Below are 18,471 nucleotides of genomic sequence, written 5' to 3' on the forward strand. Positions count from 1 at the left end.
CTGCTCGCGACAGCGGTGTGTCATTCAAAGGTACGTTTGCAGATCAGACGCCATCGCGAGCAAGCTCATTCCGGCAGGGGTTATGCGGTGCGTTGGGCTTTTGCCTCTTCACCCAGGCATGCCGCTGCAGTGAACAGCACGTCAGTGGAGGAGTTCAGCGCGGTTTCCGCCGAGTCCTGCAACACGCCGATGATGAAGCCGACCGCCACCACCTGCATGGCGATTTCGCTCGGGATGCCGAACAGGCTGCACGCCAGCGGGATCAGCAGCAGCGAACCGCCGGCCACGCCCGAGGCGCCACAGGCGCAGATCGCGGCCACGAGGCTGAGCAGGATCGCGGTCGGAATGTCCACCGCAATGCCCAGCGTGTGCACCGCGGCCAGGGTCAGCACGGTGATGGTGATTGCCGCGCCGGCCATGTTGATGGTCGCGCCGAGCGGGATCGAGACCGAATAGGTGTCTTCGTGCAGGCCCAGGCGCTTGCTCAGTTCCAGGTTGACCGGAATGTTCGCCGCCGAGCTGCGGGTAAAGAATGCGGTGATGCCGCTCTCGCGCAGGCACTTGAGGGTCAGCGGGTACGGATTGCGACGCAGTTTCCAGAACACGATCAGCGGGTTCATCACCAGCGCCACGAACAGCATGCAGCCCAGCAATACCGCTAGCAGGTGCGCATAACCGATCAGCGCGCCGAAGCCCGAAGTCGCGAGGGTCGAGGCCACCAGACCGAAGATGCCCAGCGGGGCGAAACGAATCACCACACGTACGATCAGCGTCACGCCGTTGGACAGGTCACCGACCACTTCGCGGGTGGTGTCACCGGCGTGGCGAATGGCGACGCCCATGCCGATCGCCCAGGCCAGAATGCCGATGAAGTTGGCGTTCATCAGCGCGCTGACCGGATTATCGACCACGCTCAGCAGCAGGCTTTGCAGCACCTCGGCGATGCCGCCCGGCGCGGTGACTGCCACGTTGTCGGTGGACAGTACCAGATGAGAGGGGAAGGCCATGCTGGCGACAACCGCGACCACGGCTGCCGCGAAGGTGCCGAGCAGGTACAGGAACAGGATCGGTCGAATGTGCGTTTCCTGACCGTGTTTGTGGTTGGCAATCGAGGCCATCACCAGCACGAACACCAGAATCGGTGCCACGGCTTTCAGCGCCGAGACAAACACTTTACCGATGAACGCCGAGCCTTTCGCCACTTCCGGGGCGAACAGCGCCAGGGCTATGCCGGCAATCAGGCCGATCAGGATCTGCGTGACCAGGCTTAGGTTTTTCAGGCGTTGCAATAGAGAAGGGGATGAAGCGGTCATAACGGCATCTCTGGTTTTTTATAGGGTGCAAGTTACGTGAAACCAGCGACAACATCGGGGGCAGGCCACTGGCACGAACCGAAAGGGCTGACGCGACATCAACGCCATTAAACCGGTCGTTGATCAGGGTGTACGTTTTTCGGGGCGCGGACTTTATCACAGGGTAGGCGTTATCCTTCAGGCCTGTGACGATCTGCCACCCGATTGATCGGCAAGTCGGCAGGTTTGTGCAAGTCAGCGCTGAAACACTCTGTTAAGATTCGCCATCATCATTTTAATAGTTGCCAGCGGGCCTTTCGGTCATCGCTGGTGTCGTCGTTTTGCTGGAGTTGCCCATGCTGTTGCCCATCCTTCTGTTGTCCGCTGCCGGATTCACGGTGCTGACCACGGAGTTCGTCATTGTCGGACTGCTGCCGGCGATTGCCCGCGACCTGGCGGTGACCATTCCGCAAGCCGGTCTGCTGGTGACTCTATTCGCTTTCACAGTGGCGATGTTCGGTCCATTTTTGACCGCGTATTTCGCCCGCTTCGAGCGGCGCAAGCTGTTCATCACCATCCTGATCATGTTCGGCCTGGCCAACACCGTGGCGGCGCTGGCGCCGAACATCTGGGTGATGGCCATTGCCCGGTTGATCCCTGCGCTCGGCCTGCCGGTGTTCTGGGCGCTGGCCAGTGAAACGGCGGTGGACATCGTCGGCCCGGACTACGCCGGCCGCGCGATTGCCAAGATCGGCTTCGGCATCGTCTGCGCCACGGTGTTTGGCATTCCGGTGGGCACGCTGATTTCCGATGCGTTCGGTTGGCGCAGTGCTTTTGGCAGTCTGGCGGTGATCGCCTTTGCCAAGGCCTTGCTGCTGTTTGTTTACTTGCCGAAAACCAGCCTGCACCAGCATCAGGTCAGCTTCGCCTCGCAGTTCAAGATTCTGCGCAGCCCGTTGATGATCGGTCATATCGTGCTGTCGATTCTGGTGTTCAGCGGCATGTTTACCGCTTACACGTATCTGGCCGACATTCTTGAGCGCCTTGCCGGGTTCAACGGCACTGTGGTTGGTTGGTGCCTGATGGCCTTCGGTGCGGTGGGGCTGATCGGCAACTCGCTGGGCGGTCGTGCGGTGGACCGGCATCCGCTGGGCGCGTCAGTGCTGTTCTGTGCGTTCATGATTGCCGGCATGGTGTCGCTGGTGCCGAACATTCATTCGCCGCTGGGGTTGGCGGTGGCGATGGGGATCTGGGGCGTGACCCAGGCCGCGTTGTTTCTGGTCAGCCATGTGCGCCTGATGAAAGCGGCGCCAGAAGCACCAGCCTTTGCCGCCTCCTTGAATATCGCCGGGGCCAATCTGGGGATCGGCCTGGGCGCCATCGTCGGTGGCCGGGTCATCGACAGTGCAGGTCTGGGCTTCCTGGGCTTTGCCGCCGCCGGCTTCATCCTGTTGTCGGTGTTCCTCGCCATGGTGTTGATGACGCTCAAGCCGCGCGAAATGTGCGCCGAAGCGTCATAACGCAGTAAACAGTTCGCGTCGGGCACCTTCGGTAATCGCAACGATGCCGGGGTGCTTGACCTTGCGCTCCACCGAAATGGCATAGAACGACTCGGTCACCGCGTCGGTCTGGCCAATCACCTCGACGCCGTACTGGCGTTTGACCTCATCGGCAATCACGCTCGGGCCGATGAAAATTCCGCTGCCCGATTGGCCGAAGGCCTGCATCAGGGCGCTGTCATCGAATTCCCCAACGATTTGCGGCTGAATCTGCTGCTCGGCGAACCAGCGCTGCAAACGGCTGCGCACTACGGTTTCGGCGCCGGGAATCAACAACGGTGCGCCATTGAGACTGCGCGGGAAGTCCTGCCCGTATTGCGCCGCCAACTGCGCGGTGGCGAAGAAACTGATCCCGCATTCCCCAAGCTTCTGGCTGTAGCCCTTGATGTCGAGGTGCGAGGGCATGGGGCTGTCGGAGATCACCAGGTCCAGACGCTGGATCGCCAGGTCCGCCAGCAAACGTTCGAGTTTGTCTTCGCGGCAGGTGATGCGCAGCGGCTCGTTGAGCTCCATGGTCGGCGCGATCAGGCGATAGACGATGGATTTGGGCACCACATCCGCCACGCCGACGCGGAACAGGATCTGCTGTTCGTTGGGCTGGGCACGCAGCATCAACTCCAGCTCACCGCCTAACTGGAACATCTGCTCGGCGTAGGGCAGGGCCTGGCGCCCGGCTTCGGTCAGTTCCAGTTGGCGGCCGACCCGTTGAAACAATTCGATGCCATAGGTTTGTTCGAGCAGCGAAATTTGCCCGCTGATGGTCTGCGGCGTCAGGTTCAGCTGTTCGCAGGCGCGCACGATGCTGCCGGTCTTGGCGACCACCCAGAAGTAATGCAGTTGTCGGTAATTGAGCATCGTGCAATGGCCTCTGCGGGGAGAATTCTGGATTCGTAAAAATCGAAGTATAGCCGCTAAAAATACGAATTTTCCTGAAGTGTTTGTCTCCCTAGAATGCCCAGCCATCGACGTGTGGTCTGTGACCCGGTCTGTTCATTCGAAGGAAACCTCATGAAATACACAATTCCAGCACTGATGTTTACGTCTTTACTGCTTATGGCCGGTTGCGACCAGGCCGAGAAAAGCGCTCAGCAGTTGATGGGCAAGGCGGCGGAAAGCGCCAAGCAGGCGATCGACGATACGCACAAAGCCGCTGAGCAAGCGCTCAGTGACGCCACCGGCGGCCTGATCGAGAAAAAAGCAGCACCGGAAAAAGACGAGGAAATATCCGAATCTTCCTCCAAGACCATCTAAACCGTCTTACAAAGAGTCAGGACTGACCCATGGAATATCTGTTAGAACTCGCCGCCAGCCCCGCCGCCTGGGTTGCTTTGGCCACACTGGTGGTGATGGAGATCGTGCTCGGCATCGATAACCTGATCTTTATTTCGATCCTGACCAACAAACTGCCTGTGCAGCACCGGCAGAAAGCCCGTCGCATCGGTATCGGCATGGCGCTGATCCTGCGTCTGGCCCTGTTGAGCACCATCGCCTTCATCGTGCAGTTGACCGAACCTGTGCTCGAAATCATGGGCCAGGCGTTCTCCTGGAAGGACATGATCCTGATTGCCGGTGGTCTGTTCCTGGTGTGGAAAGCCACGACCGAGATCCATCACAGCATGGACCCGGCGCCGGAAGACCCGAAAAGCGCAACATCGACTGTGACGCTGGGCTTTGCTGCCGCCATCGGTCAGATCCTGATGCTGGACATGGTGTTCTCCATCGACAGCATCATTACCGCAGTGGGCATGACTGAGCACTTGCCGATCATGGTGATCGCGGTGGTGGTATCGGTAATGGTGATGCTGTTTGCGGCCGAGCCTCTGGCCAGGTTCATCAACGACAACCCGACGGTGGTGATGCTGGCCCTGGGCTTCCTGATCATGATCGGCATGACGCTGATCGCCGAAGGCTTCGGCGCCCACGTACCGAAAGGTTATGTGTACGCGGCCATGGCTTTCTCGGCAGCGATTGAAGTGCTGAACATGATGTCGCGCCGGGCGAAGCAGAAGAAGCTGACTGAGCACGCGTAAGCACCGTAAAGCCAAAAGCCCCTTGAACGCTTGGCGTTCAGGGGCTTTTTTGTGGCTGGAGCATTTGCGGTTTCAGTGCGCGGTCGCGTGGCCTGCGCTGTGTTTTTGCGGTTTCTCGACCGCGGCAGGCGGCAGCGGGTGATGGTGGCGCCGGGCAATGCGCAGCACGCCCCACAGCATGGCGGCGGCAACGGCCAGCCAGCCGGCTATCAACATCACGATGGTCATGGTCAGGCTCATCAGTGCCTCCTCTTTGCCCTGCGTCGGGCGCACACTTTTTCAATTCGCTCTGTTTCAGTGACAGTCTAGTCAATGAGGTGTTTCAGACTATTGACCAAAGGTCGGTGATGACCAATCAGTTCGCTCTATGTAATCGATGGGTCTGTGGTTTAAGGCTATACCGCAGGCGTGCGCCGTCCTATGATCGCAGGCGTTGCCGGAACACGATGACCGGCGTCTGATCAGAGAGTGACGATGGTGCAGGTATTGACTCGATTGCGAGGGGCATTGCTGGTGGCCGGTTGCGCGGCCGTGTTGGCGGGGTGTGCGGGCAGTGTGGCGCCGCAGGTCAAGCGCCTGCCGGAGCGGGTCGAACTCAGCGGCACCTTCTATCGGGGTGAAGCCAACCAGAGTGGCCCGCAAGTGCTGGCCAGCCTGTTGTCGCAGCAGGGCGTCATGATCACGCCGGGCCTGCTCGAAAAACCGTTGCATCTGCCAGGTGCACAGGATCAGTTGCAGCAGAACCTGCAGAACCTTGCCCGCGAATACGGCATGGTGGTCTATCCGCTGGACAGCAACTTGCCGGCCTTGCTGACCCAGGTCGCGGCCGGTTATCCGGTGATGGTGCGTTTCAGCGAAGGCTCGGCGTTTTGGGCTGAACCACGTTACGCGATTCTTTCCGGTTACGACCGGCGCAAGCAGAAAGTGCTGTTGCGCGCTGGCATGAACCATCGTGAGTTGATGAGTTTCAGCGCCTTTGAATCGGCATTCGAAAAATCAGGTGGCTGGGCCGTGTTGATCCAGAAACCGTCGCAGATTCCCGCCGAGGTTGATCGCCAGCGCTGGCTCAAGGCTGCTGACGAATTGGCACAGGCCGGTCAGGAGCGTGAAGCGGCGCAAGCGAAGAAGGCCCTCGCGGCGCACTGAGTTCCGTTCGTCATTTGCCGGGCACCACTGGGCCCGGCAAGCCTCTTAAAGGAAACAACCTTCTTTGCGGTTGAATCAGGAGGCGAGCATGGCAGATTCCCCATCCCCCCAAGGCCCGCACTCGAGCGAGCATTCCTCGGGTCATGAGCTGGACTTCGATCCGGATTCGCCGGACCTCGATGACCGCCAGGTTGACCCGGTAGGCCCCGCCAAGGCACCGAAAGACGTACAGCCCGGTGAAGACAGCAAGCGCCCGGCCAAGCCTTATGACCCGTTGGCCGATCTGAAACCTTGAAGTGAGGTGCGTATGAGTACCGATTCCAGCTTCGACGATAAACATCCGGACACTGTGCCGACCACGCCCGAAGAAGAGGTGGATCCGGTGCTGGATCCGGACAGCCCGCTGCGTGATCCGCTCGCCCGACCCTATGTGGTGACGCCTGAGCATCATCGTGACCCGAGTGCCGGTGATGGCATTCCCGATGATGAGCAGATGCCGCTGCCCAATGACTGATTCACAGGCAATAAAAAGCCCCGAAATATCGGGGCTTTTTATTGCTGCGCGAATTACTTGGACGCTTCGACCACGCCGCTCTGGCGACTCTTCAGGTTTTTCTCGGCCTTGTATTGTTGCGCGACCGCCGGGACGCTGGCGCTCCGGCCGGTTTCCATCCAACTGCGGATGCGACTCGCATCAGCGAAATGGGTGTACTTGCCGAACGCGTCGAGAATCACCAGGGCGACTGGGCGGTTGCCCATCTTTGTGACCAATACCAGGCAATGCCCGGCCGGATTGGTAAAGCCGGTTTTGGTGATCTTGATGTCCCAGTCGGCCTTGTTCACCAGGTGATCGGTATTGCGGAAACCCAGTGTGTAGTTGGGTTTACGGAACGACACGGTTTTTTCCTTGGTGGTGGTCAGCTCACTGAGGATGGGGTGCTTGCTCGCGGCCACCAACAACTTGCTCAGGTCGCGGGCGGTGGAGACGTTACGCTCGGACAGGCCCGTTGGCTCAACGTAGTGCGTGTTGGTCATGCCCAGCGCCTTGGCCTTGGCGTTCATCGCTGCGATAAAGGCTGCGTAGCCGCCCGGATAGTGATGGGCCAGGCTGGCGGCAGCGCGGTTTTCCGAGGACATCAGGGCGATCAGCAGCATCTCTCGGCGCGGTAGTTCGCTGCGAAGCTTGACCCGGGAAAACACACCTTTCATTTCTGGCGTGTGACTGATGTCGACGTCGATCCATTCGTCCATGTTCTGGTGCGCTTCAACCACGACCAGTCCAGTCATCAGCTTGCTCACCGAGGCGATCGGCACGATCACGTCGGGGTTGCTCGAATAGATGACTTTATTGGTCTGCAAATCCATAAGCAGGGCGCTGCCGGAGGCGATTTTCAGTTGCGAAGCATCACGTGGCGCAGCGGTGGTTTCAGCGGCGTTGACAGTTGGCGTGACGAATGTGCCTGAAACAGCAAAAACCAGGCTCAGGATCGAAAGACGAATTTTCACGCGGGCGAACTCATAAAGGTTGGATATTCCGTTAGTTTGTAACGGGTTGTTTCTTAAAAACGTCGCATTCTAGGAGTATGGCTGAAGTTCTGTCGATGGTTGTTTGAATGACCTGAAAATCTCGTGAAAACGCCTGTAAAAAGAGGGGTTTCCGGCGAACGGTTAGTGTTTTTTCTCGGATACAAAAAACCCCGCACAGGGCGGGGTTCTTTTACCGGGGAAAAACGCCTCAGGCGTGCAGGGTTTCTGCCGCGTAGAGGGTGTTTTCCAGCAGGCAGGCACGGGTCATCGGACCGACGCCACCCGGAACCGGAGTGATCCAGCCGGCACGGGGCAGGGCGGTTTCGTACACCACGTCACCGACCAGTTTGCCGTCGTCCTGACGGTTGATGCCGACGTCGATCACGATCGCGCCTTCCTTGATCCACTCGCCCTTGACCAGGCCTGGTTTGCCGGCAGCTACGACCACCAGATCTGCACGACCGACGTGGCCGGCCAGATCCTTGGTGAAACGATGCGTGACGGTCACGGTGCAACCGGCCAGCAGCAGCTCCATCGCCATCGGACGCCCGACGATGTTGGATGCGCCAACCACCACCGCGTCCAGACCATAAAGGTCCACACCCGTGCTTTCCAGCAAGGTCATGATGCCTTTCGGGGTGCATGGGCGAAGCAGCGGGATGCGCTGGGCCAGGCGACCGACGTTATAAGGATGGAAGCCGTCGACGTCTTTGTCCGGGCGGATGCGTTCCAGCAGTTTGGAAGCGTCCAGGTGCTCGGGCAGCGGCAGTTGCAGCAGCACGCCGTCGATGGCCGGGTCGTCGTTGAGGCGATCGATCAGATCGGTCAGCGCTTCTTGAGTGGTTTCGCAAGGCAGGTCGTAGGCTTGAGAGAGGAAGCCGACCTCTTCACAGTCTTTACGCTTGTGCGAGACATAAACCTGAGAGGCAGGATCACTGCCGACCAGGATCACCGCGAGGCCGGGAGTGCGCAGGCCTTGCTGGCGACGCTCGGCAACTCGTTTGGCGATCTGCTGGCGCAGGCTGGCGGCGATCGATTTGCCGTCGATTAGTTGTGCAGTCATTGCGCGTGATTAACCATCGAGAGGGGAAAAAAAGAGAACGCATTCTCGCATGTCGAGCGGTGAGGGCAAAGGCGCTTGGTCAGCAAATTCCCCTAACTCCTTTAATTAAATGAATTTTTTTCAAAAAGGATTTGACGACCTTGGGAGCGCTCTATACTATTCGTCGCACTTGTCGGGCACAGCCTAGCACTGGTTAGGAAGGTCGAGCGGAATTACGGTTCTGCAAGACTGGAAAGCATTTAGTTTGTAGTCCTTCAAGGGTACAGATTAATAAGGCGCCCGTAGCTCAGCTGGATAGAGCATCCGCCTTCTAAGCGGATGGTCGCAGGTTCGAGTCCTGCCGGGTGCGCCATTAGGCAGCTTTGGCACAAGTAACGCGATATGGTGGGCGTAGCTCAGTTGGTAGAGCACGGGATTGTGACTCCCGTTGTCGTGGGTTCGATCCCCATCGTCCACCCCATATTTCGAAAGGCGCCAGATGTAACAGTCTGGCGCCTTTGCTTTAAAAGCTTCATCTGCGGATGTGGTGGAATTGGTAGACACACTGGATTTAGGTTCCAGCGCCGCGAGGCGTAAGAGTTCGAGTCTCTTCATCCGCACCAATTAAAGCTTCATTCATGCCGCAGGCCTGGTGAGGTTCAGCAAAAAAGTCGAAAGGCTTGCTTGCACTGCAATATGGTGGGCGTAGCTCAGTTGGTAGAGCACGGGATTGTGACTCCCGTTGTCGTGGGTTCGATCCCCATCGTCCACCCCATATTTCGAAAGGCGCCAGATTTAACAGTCTGGCGCCTTTTTTGTTTTACGGCTTGTGGTTTGGTCGCGCAGGTTTCGGGTCGCAAGGGCGGGGCGTTTCGTCGTGCTCGTGAGCTGAGACTGTCGTGCCGACCGCCGGCCATGTTCACGGGATCGGCTGTCAGGGAGATGGCTCGCAGTTGCTTCTATATATAGAAGCGGTTGAAGCAGAGCCCTGGCGTGATGGTCCTTATTCGTCTTCGGGGTGGAGTGCATTGCTGCATTCACACCTATAAATGGCCTGCTGTTTTTTTACCCGTTTTCAGTAGGGTGACTTCTTGAGTTTGACCCACTAGAATGCATGCCCTTGATTCTGGGGTCGGAAACGGCCGGCTAACGTCTGTGCAACGAGGAATATCCATGCAAGTTTCTGTTGAAAATACTACTGCTCTTGAGCGCCGCATGAGCGTCACCGTGCCGGCTGAGCGCATTGAGAGCCAGGTCAACAAGCGTCTGCAGCAGACTGCCCAAAAGGCCAAGATTGCTGGCTTCCGTCCAGGCAAAGTGCCAATGAGCGAAATCAAGCGCCGTTTCGGTGCTGACGCTCGTCAGGAAGCTGTTGGTGATGTCATCCAGTCCTCCTTCTACGAAGCTGTGGTTGAGCAGAAGCTGAACCCTGCCGGTTCGCCTTCGATCGAGCCTAAGTCGCTGGAAGCAGGCAAGGACCTGGAATACGTAGCCGTATTCGAAGTGTTCCCTGAGTTCACTGTTGCTGGTTTCGACGGCATTACTGTCGAGCGCCTGAGCGCTGACGTGGCTGACGCTGATCTGGACAAAATGCTGGACGTCCTGCGCAAGCAGAACACCCGTTTCGAAGTGGCCGATCGCGCTGCTCAGAACGAAGACCAGTTGAACATCGATTTCGTTGGCAAGGTTGACGGCGAAGCATTCGCTGGCGGCTCCGCCAAGGGTACTCAGCTGGTGCTGGGTTCCGGTCGCATGATTCCGGGCTTCGAAGAAGGCCTGGTTGGCGCTAAAGCGGGCGAAGAGCGCGTTCTGAACCTGACCTTCCCAGAGGACTATCAGAACCTGGACCTGGCTGGCAAAACCGCCGAGTTCACCGTGACTGTAAACACCGTTTCCGAGCCAAAACTGCCTGAGCTGAACGAAGAGTTCTTCGCTCAATTCGGCATCAAGGAAACCGGTCTGGAAGGCTTCCGCACCGAAGTTCGCAAGAACATGGAGCGTGAACTGCGTCAGGCCATCAAGTCCAAGGTCAAGAATCAGGTAATGGACGGTCTGCTGGCCACCAACCCGATCGAAGTGCCAAAGGCTCTGCTGTCCAACGAAGTTGACCGTCTGCGCGTGCAGGCTGTTCAGCAGTTCGGTGGCAACATCAAGCCTGACCAGCTGCCGGCCGAGCTGTTCGAAGAACAAGCCAAGCGCCGTGTAGTGCTGGGTCTGATCGTGGCTGAAGTGGTCAAGCAATTCGACCTGAAGCCTGACGACGCCCGCGTTCGTGAAATGATTCAGGAAATGGCTTCGGCTTACCAAGAGCCTGAGCAGGTCGTGTCCTGGTACTACAAGAACGAGCAGCAACTGAACGAAGTTCGTTCGGTTGTGCTGGAAGAACAAGTTGTGGATACTGTTCTGCAGAAAGCTAGCGTGACCGACAAATCGGTCTCTTACGAAGAAGCGGTCAAGCCGGTAGAAGCTCCAAAAGCCGACTGATTGTTTTTGCGTTAAGAAGTACACACATAAGCCAGCCTTCGAGCTGGCTTATGCGTATTCAAGACATAACTATTTGGGAGTGACTGCAGAGCATGTTCCGTAATTCGTATATTCAGCAGAACTCTGATATCCAGGCCGCAGGCGGCCTGGTCCCGATGGTTGTCGAGCAATCTGCTCGTGGCGAGCGCGCCTATGACATCTACTCGCGCCTTCTGAAGGAGCGCGTAATTTTTCTGGTGGGTCCTGTAGAGGACTACATGGCCAACCTGATCTGTGCGCAATTGCTGTTCCTTGAAGCGGAAAACCCGGACAAGGACATCCATCTTTACATCAACTCCCCGGGCGGTTCGGTGACAGCGGGTATGTCGATCTACGACACCATGCAGTTCATCAAGCCAAACGTATCGACAACCTGCATTGGTCAGGCGTGCAGCATGGGTGCATTCCTGCTGACGGCCGGTGCTCCCGGCAAGCGTTTCTGCCTGCCGAACTCGCGCGTGATGATTCACCAGCCACTGGGCGGTTTCCAGGGCCAGGCGTCGGACATTGAAATCCATGCCAAGGAAATCCTCTTCATTCGCGAGCGTCTCAACACGCTGATGGCCAAGCACAGCGGTCGTACGCTTGAAGAAATCGAGCGTGACACCAACCGCGACAACTTCATGAGTGCAGAAGCTGCGAAGGAATACGGCCTGATCGACGAAGTCATCAGCCAGCGTCCCGCGTAAAATAAGCAGCTCAAAATAAGGTTGGTCGGCAGGTCCGACCACCAGCGGGCTTGAAAAAGCCCGCAATAGCCTTCATCTTGTGTTGCAAGCCTATCGGATTTGGATCGAACGAATGACTGACACCCGCAACGGCGAGGACAACGGCAAGCTGCTCTATTGCTCCTTCTGTGGCAAAAGCCAGCATGAAGTGCGCAAATTGATTGCCGGCCCCTCGGTCTTTATCTGCGACGAGTGCGTCGACCTGTGCAATGACATCATCCGCGAGGAGGTGCAGGAAGCACAGGCCGAAAGCAGCGCGCATAAATTGCCTTCGCCTAAAGAAATCAGCGGCATCCTTGACCAGTATGTAATCGGTCAGGAACGTGCGAAAAAGGTTCTGGCCGTAGCGGTGTACAACCACTACAAGCGTCTGAACCAGCGTGACAAAAAGGCTGACGACGTCGAACTCGGCAAGAGCAACATCCTGCTGATCGGCCCGACAGGCTCGGGTAAGACCCTGCTGGCCGAAACACTGGCCCGCCTGCTGAACGTTCCGTTCACCATCGCCGACGCAACCACCCTCACCGAGGCCGGTTACGTAGGTGAGGATGTCGAGAACATCATTCAGAAATTGCTGCAAAAGTGCGATTACGACGTGGAAAAAGCCCAGATGGGCATTGTCTATATCGACGAAATCGACAAGATTTCCCGCAAGTCCGACAACCCGTCGATCACCCGCGATGTTTCCGGTGAAGGCGTGCAGCAGGCCTTGCTCAAGTTGATCGAAGGCACGGTCGCTTCCGTTCCACCGCAAGGTGGCCGCAAGCATCCGCAGCAGGAATTCCTGCAGGTCGACACCCGTAACATCCTGTTCATCTGCGGTGGTGCGTTCTCCGGTCTGGAAAAGGTTATTCAAAACCGTTCCACCAAGGGCGGCATCGGTTTCAACGCAGAAGTGCGCAGCAAGGAAGAGGGCAAGAAAGTCGGTGAATCCCTGCGTGAAGTCGAGCCTGACGATCTGGTCAAGTTCGGTCTGATCCCGGAATTCGTCGGTCGTCTGCCGGTCCTCGCGACGCTGGACGAGCTTGATGAGGCTGCGCTGATGCAGATCCTCACCGAGCCGAAAAATGCTCTGACCAAGCAGTATGCCAAGCTGTTCGAGATGGAAGGCGTGGATCTGGAGTTCCGGACCGACGCACTGAAATCGGTCGCCAAGCGTGCCCTGGAGCGTAAAACCGGTGCCCGTGGTCTGCGTTCGATTCTCGAAGGTGTGTTGCTCGACACGATGTACGAAATCCCCTCGCAGTCCGAGGTGAGCAAAGTCGTCATCGATGAAAGCGTGATCGAAGGCAAGTCCAAGCCACTGTATATCTACGAAAACAGTGAGCCGACGGCCAAGGCAGCGCCGGACGCGTAAGCGTCCACTCTGTCGAAACAAAGAAGGGGCCTTCGGGCCTCTTTTTTTTTATGTCGTTTTTTACATCCGCTTTGCGCTTGTTTTTTTTCAAGGCAGCCCCCATCTTGGTTTCAAGCTTAATTCCATCTGATTACGGCCATATGGCCGCCGTAGAGGCGAAATCATGAAGACAACCATCGAATTGCCTCTCCTGCCATTGCGTGATGTCGTGGTTTATCCGCACATGGTTATCCCGCTGTTCGTGGGGCGCGAGAAATCCATCGAAGCCCTCGAGGCTGCGATGACGGGTGACAAGCAGATCCTGCTGCTGGCCCAGAGAAACCCGGCTGATGATGATCCCGGTGAAGACGCTCTCTATCGCGTAGGTACCATCGCCACTGTGCTGCAGCTGTTGAAGCTGCCGGATGGCACCGTCAAGGTTCTGGTCGAAGGTGAGCAGCGGGGCGCTGTAGAGCGCTTCAGCGAAGTCGACGGGCATTGCCGCGCCGAGGTCTCGCTGATCGACGAAGTCGACGCCGCCGAGCGCGAGTCGGAAGTTTTCGTGCGCAGCCTGCTATCGCAGTTCGAACAATATGTACAGTTGGGCAAGAAAGTCCCGGCTGAAGTCCTGTCGTCGCTCAACAGCATCGATGAGCCTGGGCGCCTGGTCGACACCATGGCCGCGCACATGGCGCTGAAAATCGAACAGAAGCAGGAAATCCTCGAAATCATCGATCTGTCGGCCCGGGTCGAGCATGTGCTCGCCTTGCTGGATGCCGAGATCGATCTGCTGCAAGTTGAAAAACGCATTCGCGGCCGCGTCAAAAAGCAAATGGAGCGCAGCCAGCGCGAGTACTACCTGAATGAGCAGATGAAGGCCATTCAGAAGGAGCTGGGCGACGGTGATGAAGGTCACAATGAAATCGAAGAGCTGAAAAAGCGCATCGATGCTGCCGGCTTGCCGAAAGATGCTCTGGCCAAGGCCACCGCCGAGCTGAACAAGCTCAAGCAAATGTCGCCGATGTCCGCTGAAGCCACCGTGGTGCGCTCCTACATCGACTGGCTGGTGCAGGTGCCGTGGAAGGCACAAAGCAAGGTACGCCTCGACCTGGCGCGTGCTGAGGATATTCTCGATGCCGATCACTACGGCCTCGAAGAGGTCAAGGAGCGCATCCTTGAGTACCTCGCCGTGCAGAAGCGCGTGAAGAAGATCCGTGGGCCGGTGTTGTGCCTGGTCGGTCCTCCTGGCGTGGGTAAAACCTCGCTGGCGGAGTCGATCGCCCATGCCACCAACCGTAAATTCGTGCGTATGGCCCTCGGTGGTGTGCGTGACGAGGCGGAAATTCGTGGTCACCGCCGAACCTACATCGGTTCGATGCCGGGAAGATTGATTCAAAAGATGACAAAAGTGGGCGTACGCAACCCACTGTTCCTGCTTGATGAAATCGACAAAATGGGCAGCGACATGCGTGGCGACCCGGCGTCGGCGTTGCTGGAAGTGCTCGATCCGGAGCAGAACCACAACTTCAACGATCACTATCTGGAAGTCGATTACGACCTGTCCGATGTGATGTTTCTGTGCACCTCGAACTCGATGAACATCCCGCCGGCACTGCTGGACCGGATGGAAGTCATTCGCCTGCCAGGCTACACCGAAGACGAAAAGATCAACATTGCCGTCAAATACCTCTCGCCAAAACAGATCGCAGCTAATGGTCTGAAGAAGGGCGAACTGGAATTCGACGCGGAAGCGATCCGCGACATCATCCGTTACTACACCCGTGAAGCCGGTGTGCGTGGCCTCGAACGTCAGATCGCCAAGGTCTGCCGCAAAGCTGTGAAAGAGCACGCGCTGGAAAAACGCTTCTCGGTGAAAGTGACAGCTGATTTGCTGGAACACTTCCTCGGTGTGCGCAAGTTCCGCTACGGCCTGGCCGAGCAACAGGATCAGATTGGGCAGGTGACTGGCCTGGCCTGGACGCAGGTTGGCGGTGAATTGCTGACTATCGAAGCTGCTGTGGTGCCGGGTAAAGGCCAGTTGATCAAGACCGGTTCGCTGGGTGATGTAATGGTCGAATCGATCACTGCCGCCCTGACCGTGGTGCGCAGCCGCGCGAAGAGCCTGGGTATTCCCCTGGACTTCCACGAGAAGCGCGACACGCACATCCACATGCCGGAAGGGGCAACGCCCAAAGACGGCCCTAGTGCTGGTGTAGGCATGTGCACGGCATTGGTTTCGGCATTGACCGGGATCCCGGTGCGCGCCGATGTCGCCATGACTGGTGAGATCACCCTGCGGGGTCAGGTGCTGGCGATTGGTGGTCTGAAGGAAAAACTGCTCGCGGCCCACCGCGGCGGAATCAAGATTGTGATTATTCCGGAAGAGAACGTGCGCGATCTGAAGGAGATTCCTGACAATATCAAGCAGGATCTGCAGATTAAACCGGTTAAATGGATTGACGAGGTCCTGCAAATTGCGCTGCAATACGCGCCGGAGCCCTTGCCGGATGTGGCTCCGGAGATAGTTTCCAAGGACGAAAAACGTGAGTCTGATTCAAAGGAAAGAATTAGCACGCATTAATACGTTTTTGCCTGGGTGGCTTCCTTGACAGCTTTTTAGAGCCCTTGTTATAAAGCGGCTCTTAAGTGTCTGTAGGCCATTCAGCACTCGTTTTTGCTTTCACCAAAAAACTTAGAATCATCTCAAAATAGATATAAGGGGACTTAGAGTGAACAAGTCGGAACTGATTGATGCTATCGCTGCATCCGCTGATATCCCGAAAGCTGCTGCTGGCCGTGCGCTGGACGCTGTAATCGAATCCGTCACTGGCGCTCTCAAGGCTGGCGACTCCGTTGTTCTGGTTGGTTTCGGCACTTTCTCCGTGACTGATCGTCCAGCTCGCGTTGGTCGTAACCCACAGACCGGCAAGACGCTGCAAATCGCTGCTGCTAAAAAGCCAGGTTTCAAAGCCGGTAAAGCACTGAAAGAAGCGGTTAACTAAGTTAGTTTGTTTCAGGTTTTTACCCATCCGGGTCGGGGTCATGCCTGACTTGGCAGCGGAGCGGTAGAGCAGGTCGCTGAAGCAGTGGCTTGTAACGCCGGGATCGAGGGTTCGAGCCCTGTCCGCTCCGCCAGTTACGAGAAGGCGCATCCTCGGATGCGCCTTTCTTCTATCCGGATTCTACCCACGCTCCACGGTTGCCAAATTTTTGAAGTTCAACCGTTTCTGGGGGACGCATGCTGCAGAATATCAGGGACAATTCACAAGGCTGGATTGCCAAGACCATTATCGGGGTCATCGTTGCACTGATGGCTCTGACCGGTTTCGATGCCATTTTCAAGGCCACGACGCACACCAACGATGCGGCCAAGGTCAATGGTGAAGAAATCAGCCAGAACGAGCTGAGCCAGGCCGTTGACATGCAACGCCGTCAGCTGATGCAACAGCTGGGCAAGGACTTCGATGCTTCCTTGCTTGATGAAAAAATGCTCCGCGAATCGGCCCTCAAGGGTCTGATCGATCGCAAGCTGCTGCTGCAAGGTGCAGAACAATCGAAATTCGCTTTCTCCGAAGGTGCACTGGATCAGGTGATCCTGCAGACCCCTGAATTCCAGGTGGACGGCAAGTTCAGCTCCGAGCGCTTCGACCAGGTGATCCGTCAACTGGGCTACACCCGCATGCAATTCCGCCAGATGCTGGCTCAGGAAATGCTGATCGGCCAGCTGCGTGCAGGTGTTGCCGGCAGCGGTTTCGTCACCGATGCCGAAGTACTGGCTTTCGCCCGTCTGGAAAAACAGACCCGTGATTTCGCTTCGCTGAACGTCAAGGCCGATCCGGCCGCAGTCAAGCTGACCGACGATGAGGTCAAGGCTTACTACGACGAGCACGCCAAGGAATTCATGACCCCTGAACAGGTGGTTGTCGATTACGTCGAGCTGAAGAAGTCTTCGTTCTTCGACCAGGTCGCCGTCAAGGACGAAGACCTGCAGGCGGCGTATCAGAAAGAGATCGCCAATCTGTCGGAACAGCGTCGTGCCGCGCACATCCTGATCGAAGTCAACGACAAGACCACCGACGCTCAAGCCAAGGCGAAGATCGAAGACGTCCAGGCGCGTCTGGCCAAGGGCGAGAAGTTCGACGCGCTGGCCAAGGAGTTCTCGCAGGATCCGGGTTCGGCGAACAATGGCGGTGACCTCGGTTTCGCAGGTCCTGGCGTCTACGATCCAGCCTTCGAAAAAGCCCTGTACTCGCTGAACAAGGACCAGGTGTCCGCGCCGGTGCGTACCGATTTCGGTTACCACCTGATCAAGCTGCTGGGTGTTGAAGCGCCTGAGGTGCCGACCCTGGCCAGCCTGAAAGACAAGCTGACCCGCGAGCTGAAGACGCAACAGGTCGAGCAGCGTTTCGTCGAGGCGACCAAGCAACTGGAAGACTCGGCGTTCGAAGCGTCTGACCTGGCTCAGCCAGCGGCGGATCTGAAGCTGACCGTGCACACTTCCAAGCCGTTCGGCCGTGAAGGTGGCGAAGGCATTTCGGCCAATCGTGCTGTGGTGGCGGCTGCATTCAGCCAGGAAGTGCTGGAAGAAAACGCCAACAGCACCGGTATTGAGCTGGACCCGGAAACCGTGGTCGTGCTGCGCGCCAAGGAACACCTGAAGCCAGAACAACTGCCGCTGGAAGCCGTTAACACGGCAATCCGTGCCCAGTTGACCAAAGAGCACGCCAGCGCTGCTGCCAAGACCAAGGCTGATCAGTTGATCGCCAGCCTGCGCGATGGCAAGACTGCGTTGGACAAAGCGGTTGATGGTCAGAGCTGGAAGGTTGTTGCAGCGGCAACTCGCGCTCAGGAAGGGGTTGACCCGACTGTGCTGCAGGCGCTGTTCCGCATGCCGAAGCCGGCAGCGAAGGACAAGCCGACCTTCAGCAGCGTAACGCTGCAGGACGGTAGCCTGATGATCGTGCGCCTCAATGGCGTAAACGAAGCGGTGGCGCCGACTGATGAAGAGAAGGCGCAGTATCGTCGCTTCCTCGCTTCTCGTGAGGGGCAGCAGGACTTTGCGGCGTTCCGCAAGCAGTTGGAAAGTCAGGCGGACATCAAGCGGTATTGATGTTTGACTGAGTGGTGACAGGAAAGCCCCGATCTTATGGTCGGGGCTTTTTTTTGTCTGGGTTTTTGGTCGTGGCGGCCTTTGCGCCGGCCATGTTCTTGGGGGGTGGGTGAATATCCGTTGTTTCGGGTGTGGCGGCTGGCGGTTTCGCCCTTACGGCGAGTCACTTTTTCAGACG

The 18,471-nt window shown here is 57.6% G+C and carries 18 protein-coding genes and 4 tRNA genes; 16 read left to right on the plus strand and 6 right to left on the minus strand.

Annotated elements, in window-relative coordinates; all coding sequences use genetic code 11:
- Window positions 1-80: 80 nt before the first annotated feature.
- Window positions 81-1,313, minus strand: coding sequence for a serine/threonine transporter SstT (gene sstT, locus PseAD21_RS11825; RefSeq protein WP_102355828.1), 1,233 nt, complete (start codon window positions 1,311-1,313; stop codon window positions 81-83).
- A 335-nt stretch (window positions 1,314-1,648) separates the two neighbouring features.
- Between sstT and PseAD21_RS11830 the strand changes: the two genes are divergently transcribed.
- Window positions 1,649-2,812 (plus strand): MFS transporter, encoded by a 1,164-nt coding sequence (locus PseAD21_RS11830; protein WP_102355829.1) that lies wholly within the window; start codon window positions 1,649-1,651, stop codon window positions 2,810-2,812.
- Here the strand turns inward: PseAD21_RS11830 and nhaR are convergent.
- Window positions 2,807-3,706 (minus strand): transcriptional activator NhaR, encoded by a 900-nt coding sequence (gene nhaR, locus PseAD21_RS11835; protein ID WP_064586920.1) that lies wholly within the window; start codon window positions 3,704-3,706, stop codon window positions 2,807-2,809. The two genes, PseAD21_RS11830 and nhaR, sit on opposite strands and share 6 nt — an antisense overlap.
- 153 nt (window positions 3,707-3,859) lie before the next feature.
- Here nhaR and PseAD21_RS11840 point away from each other — a divergent pair, with 153 nt between their 5' ends.
- Window positions 3,860-4,102, plus strand: coding sequence for a hypothetical protein (locus PseAD21_RS11840; RefSeq protein WP_102355830.1), 243 nt, complete (start codon window positions 3,860-3,862; stop codon window positions 4,100-4,102).
- Between the two features lie 29 nt (window positions 4,103-4,131).
- Complete coding sequence (locus PseAD21_RS11845) at window positions 4,132-4,881, plus strand: TerC family protein (RefSeq protein WP_102355831.1); 750 nt, start codon at window positions 4,132-4,134, stop codon at window positions 4,879-4,881.
- 72 nt (window positions 4,882-4,953) lie between these two features.
- On the opposite strand, the gene PseAD21_RS29755 is transcribed toward PseAD21_RS11845, so the two are convergent.
- A complete protein-coding gene (locus PseAD21_RS29755) occupies window positions 4,954-5,121 on the minus strand; it encodes a hypothetical protein (protein ID WP_178082123.1) in 168 nt (55 codons plus the stop codon).
- A 234-nt stretch (window positions 5,122-5,355) separates the two neighbouring features.
- On the opposite strand from PseAD21_RS29755, the gene PseAD21_RS11850 reads away from it, so the two are divergent.
- From PseAD21_RS11850 to PseAD21_RS11860, 3 genes are all read left to right on the plus strand, one after another.
- The gene (locus PseAD21_RS11850; protein WP_102355832.1) at window positions 5,356-6,027 is read left to right on the plus strand and encodes a hypothetical protein; all 672 of its coding nucleotides are present in this window, start codon (window positions 5,356-5,358) and stop codon (window positions 6,025-6,027) included.
- A gap of 88 nt (window positions 6,028-6,115) precedes the next feature.
- Window positions 6,116-6,322, plus strand: coding sequence for a DUF6021 family protein (locus PseAD21_RS11855; RefSeq protein ID WP_102355833.1), 207 nt, complete (start codon window positions 6,116-6,118; stop codon window positions 6,320-6,322).
- Between the two features lie 12 nt (window positions 6,323-6,334).
- The gene (locus PseAD21_RS11860; protein ID WP_102355834.1) at window positions 6,335-6,541 is read left to right on the plus strand and encodes a hypothetical protein; all 207 of its coding nucleotides are present in this window, start codon (window positions 6,335-6,337) and stop codon (window positions 6,539-6,541) included.
- Window positions 6,542-6,594: 53 nt separating this feature from the next.
- Here PseAD21_RS11860 and pbpG read toward each other — a convergent pair whose 3' ends face one another.
- Window positions 6,595-7,533: a D-alanyl-D-alanine endopeptidase gene (gene pbpG, locus PseAD21_RS11865; protein WP_102355835.1), complete on the minus strand. Its 939-nt coding sequence runs from the start codon at window positions 7,531-7,533 to the stop codon at window positions 6,595-6,597.
- Between the two features lie 229 nt (window positions 7,534-7,762).
- Window positions 7,763-8,617, minus strand: coding sequence for a bifunctional methylenetetrahydrofolate dehydrogenase/methenyltetrahydrofolate cyclohydrolase FolD (gene folD / locus PseAD21_RS11870; RefSeq protein ID WP_025108912.1), 855 nt, complete (start codon window positions 8,615-8,617; stop codon window positions 7,763-7,765).
- A gap of 275 nt (window positions 8,618-8,892) precedes the next feature.
- Between folD and PseAD21_RS11875 the strand changes: the two genes are divergently transcribed.
- The 10 genes from PseAD21_RS11875 to PseAD21_RS11920 all read left to right on the plus strand — a co-directional run bounded on the left by PseAD21_RS11875 (window position 8,893) and on the right by PseAD21_RS11920 (window position 18,293).
- Window positions 8,893-8,969, plus strand: a tRNA-Arg gene (locus PseAD21_RS11875).
- Between the two features lie 32 nt (window positions 8,970-9,001).
- Window positions 9,002-9,077, plus strand: a tRNA-His gene (locus PseAD21_RS11880).
- A 57-nt stretch (window positions 9,078-9,134) separates the two neighbouring features.
- Window positions 9,135-9,219, plus strand: a tRNA-Leu gene (locus PseAD21_RS11885).
- 76 nt (window positions 9,220-9,295) lie between these two features.
- Window positions 9,296-9,371: transfer RNA gene (locus tag PseAD21_RS11890), tRNA-His, on the plus strand.
- A 398-nt stretch (window positions 9,372-9,769) separates the two neighbouring features.
- A complete protein-coding gene (gene tig, locus PseAD21_RS11895; protein WP_102355836.1) occupies window positions 9,770-11,080 on the plus strand; it encodes a trigger factor in 1,311 nt (436 codons plus the stop codon).
- Window positions 11,081-11,172: 92 nt separating this feature from the next.
- Window positions 11,173-11,808, plus strand: coding sequence for an ATP-dependent Clp endopeptidase proteolytic subunit ClpP (gene clpP, locus PseAD21_RS11900; protein WP_003223631.1), 636 nt, complete (start codon window positions 11,173-11,175; stop codon window positions 11,806-11,808).
- Between the two features lie 112 nt (window positions 11,809-11,920).
- Complete coding sequence (gene clpX, locus PseAD21_RS11905) at window positions 11,921-13,204, plus strand: ATP-dependent Clp protease ATP-binding subunit ClpX (RefSeq protein ID WP_003223632.1); 1,284 nt, start codon at window positions 11,921-11,923, stop codon at window positions 13,202-13,204.
- 163 nt (window positions 13,205-13,367) lie between these two features.
- A complete protein-coding gene (lon, locus tag PseAD21_RS11910) occupies window positions 13,368-15,764 on the plus strand; it encodes an endopeptidase La (protein WP_102355837.1) in 2,397 nt (798 codons plus the stop codon).
- A gap of 148 nt (window positions 15,765-15,912) precedes the next feature.
- Window positions 15,913-16,185 (plus strand): HU family DNA-binding protein, encoded by a 273-nt coding sequence (locus tag PseAD21_RS11915; RefSeq protein ID WP_008077714.1) that lies wholly within the window; start codon window positions 15,913-15,915, stop codon window positions 16,183-16,185.
- A gap of 236 nt (window positions 16,186-16,421) precedes the next feature.
- Window positions 16,422-18,293 carry a SurA N-terminal domain-containing protein gene (locus PseAD21_RS11920; protein ID WP_102355838.1) on the plus strand — a complete coding sequence of 624 codons (1,872 nt, stop codon included), beginning with the start codon at window positions 16,422-16,424 and terminating at the stop codon, window positions 18,291-18,293.
- Here PseAD21_RS11920 and PseAD21_RS29860 read toward each other — a convergent pair.
- Window positions 18,269-18,471 (minus strand): hypothetical protein (locus PseAD21_RS29860; RefSeq protein WP_218244973.1); only part of this gene is annotated, 203 nt, incomplete at its 5' end. The genes PseAD21_RS11920 and PseAD21_RS29860 overlap by 25 nt on opposite strands.

The organism is Pseudomonas sp. AD21, from assembly GCF_002878485.1.
Lineage (GTDB): Bacteria > Pseudomonadota > Gammaproteobacteria > Pseudomonadales > Pseudomonadaceae > Aquipseudomonas.

What these genes read in the sequence shown, in the direction of transcription:
- folD (WP_025108912.1), bottom strand. Translation starts at nt 8,617, where the DNA reads ATGACTGCACAACTAATCGACGGCAAATCGATCGCCGCCAGCCTGCGC.
- PseAD21_RS11830 (WP_102355829.1), top strand. Translation starts at nt 1,649, where the DNA reads ATGCTGTTGCCCATCCTTCTGTTGTCCGCTGCCGGATTCACGGTGCTG.
- PseAD21_RS11850 (WP_102355832.1), top strand. Translation starts at nt 5,356, where the DNA reads ATGGTGCAGGTATTGACTCGATTGCGAGGGGCATTGCTGGTGGCCGGT.
- sstT (WP_102355828.1), bottom strand. Translation starts at nt 1,313, where the DNA reads ATGACCGCTTCATCCCCTTCTCTATTGCAACGCCTGAAAAACCTAAGC.
- tig (WP_102355836.1), top strand. Translation starts at nt 9,770, where the DNA reads ATGCAAGTTTCTGTTGAAAATACTACTGCTCTTGAGCGCCGCATGAGC.
- clpP (WP_003223631.1), top strand. Translation starts at nt 11,173, where the DNA reads ATGTTCCGTAATTCGTATATTCAGCAGAACTCTGATATCCAGGCCGCA.
- PseAD21_RS11855 (WP_102355833.1), top strand. Translation starts at nt 6,116, where the DNA reads ATGGCAGATTCCCCATCCCCCCAAGGCCCGCACTCGAGCGAGCATTCC.
- PseAD21_RS11860 (WP_102355834.1), top strand. Translation starts at nt 6,335, where the DNA reads ATGAGTACCGATTCCAGCTTCGACGATAAACATCCGGACACTGTGCCG.
- lon (WP_102355837.1), top strand. Translation starts at nt 13,368, where the DNA reads ATGAAGACAACCATCGAATTGCCTCTCCTGCCATTGCGTGATGTCGTG.
- PseAD21_RS11845 (WP_102355831.1), top strand. Translation starts at nt 4,132, where the DNA reads ATGGAATATCTGTTAGAACTCGCCGCCAGCCCCGCCGCCTGGGTTGCT.
- PseAD21_RS11920 (WP_102355838.1), top strand. Translation starts at nt 16,422, where the DNA reads ATGCTGCAGAATATCAGGGACAATTCACAAGGCTGGATTGCCAAGACC.
- nhaR (WP_064586920.1), bottom strand. Translation starts at nt 3,706, where the DNA reads ATGCTCAATTACCGACAACTGCATTACTTCTGGGTGGTCGCCAAGACC.
- clpX (WP_003223632.1), top strand. Translation starts at nt 11,921, where the DNA reads ATGACTGACACCCGCAACGGCGAGGACAACGGCAAGCTGCTCTATTGC.
- PseAD21_RS29755 (WP_178082123.1), bottom strand. Translation starts at nt 5,121, where the DNA reads ATGAGCCTGACCATGACCATCGTGATGTTGATAGCCGGCTGGCTGGCC.
- PseAD21_RS11840 (WP_102355830.1), top strand. Translation starts at nt 3,860, where the DNA reads ATGAAATACACAATTCCAGCACTGATGTTTACGTCTTTACTGCTTATG.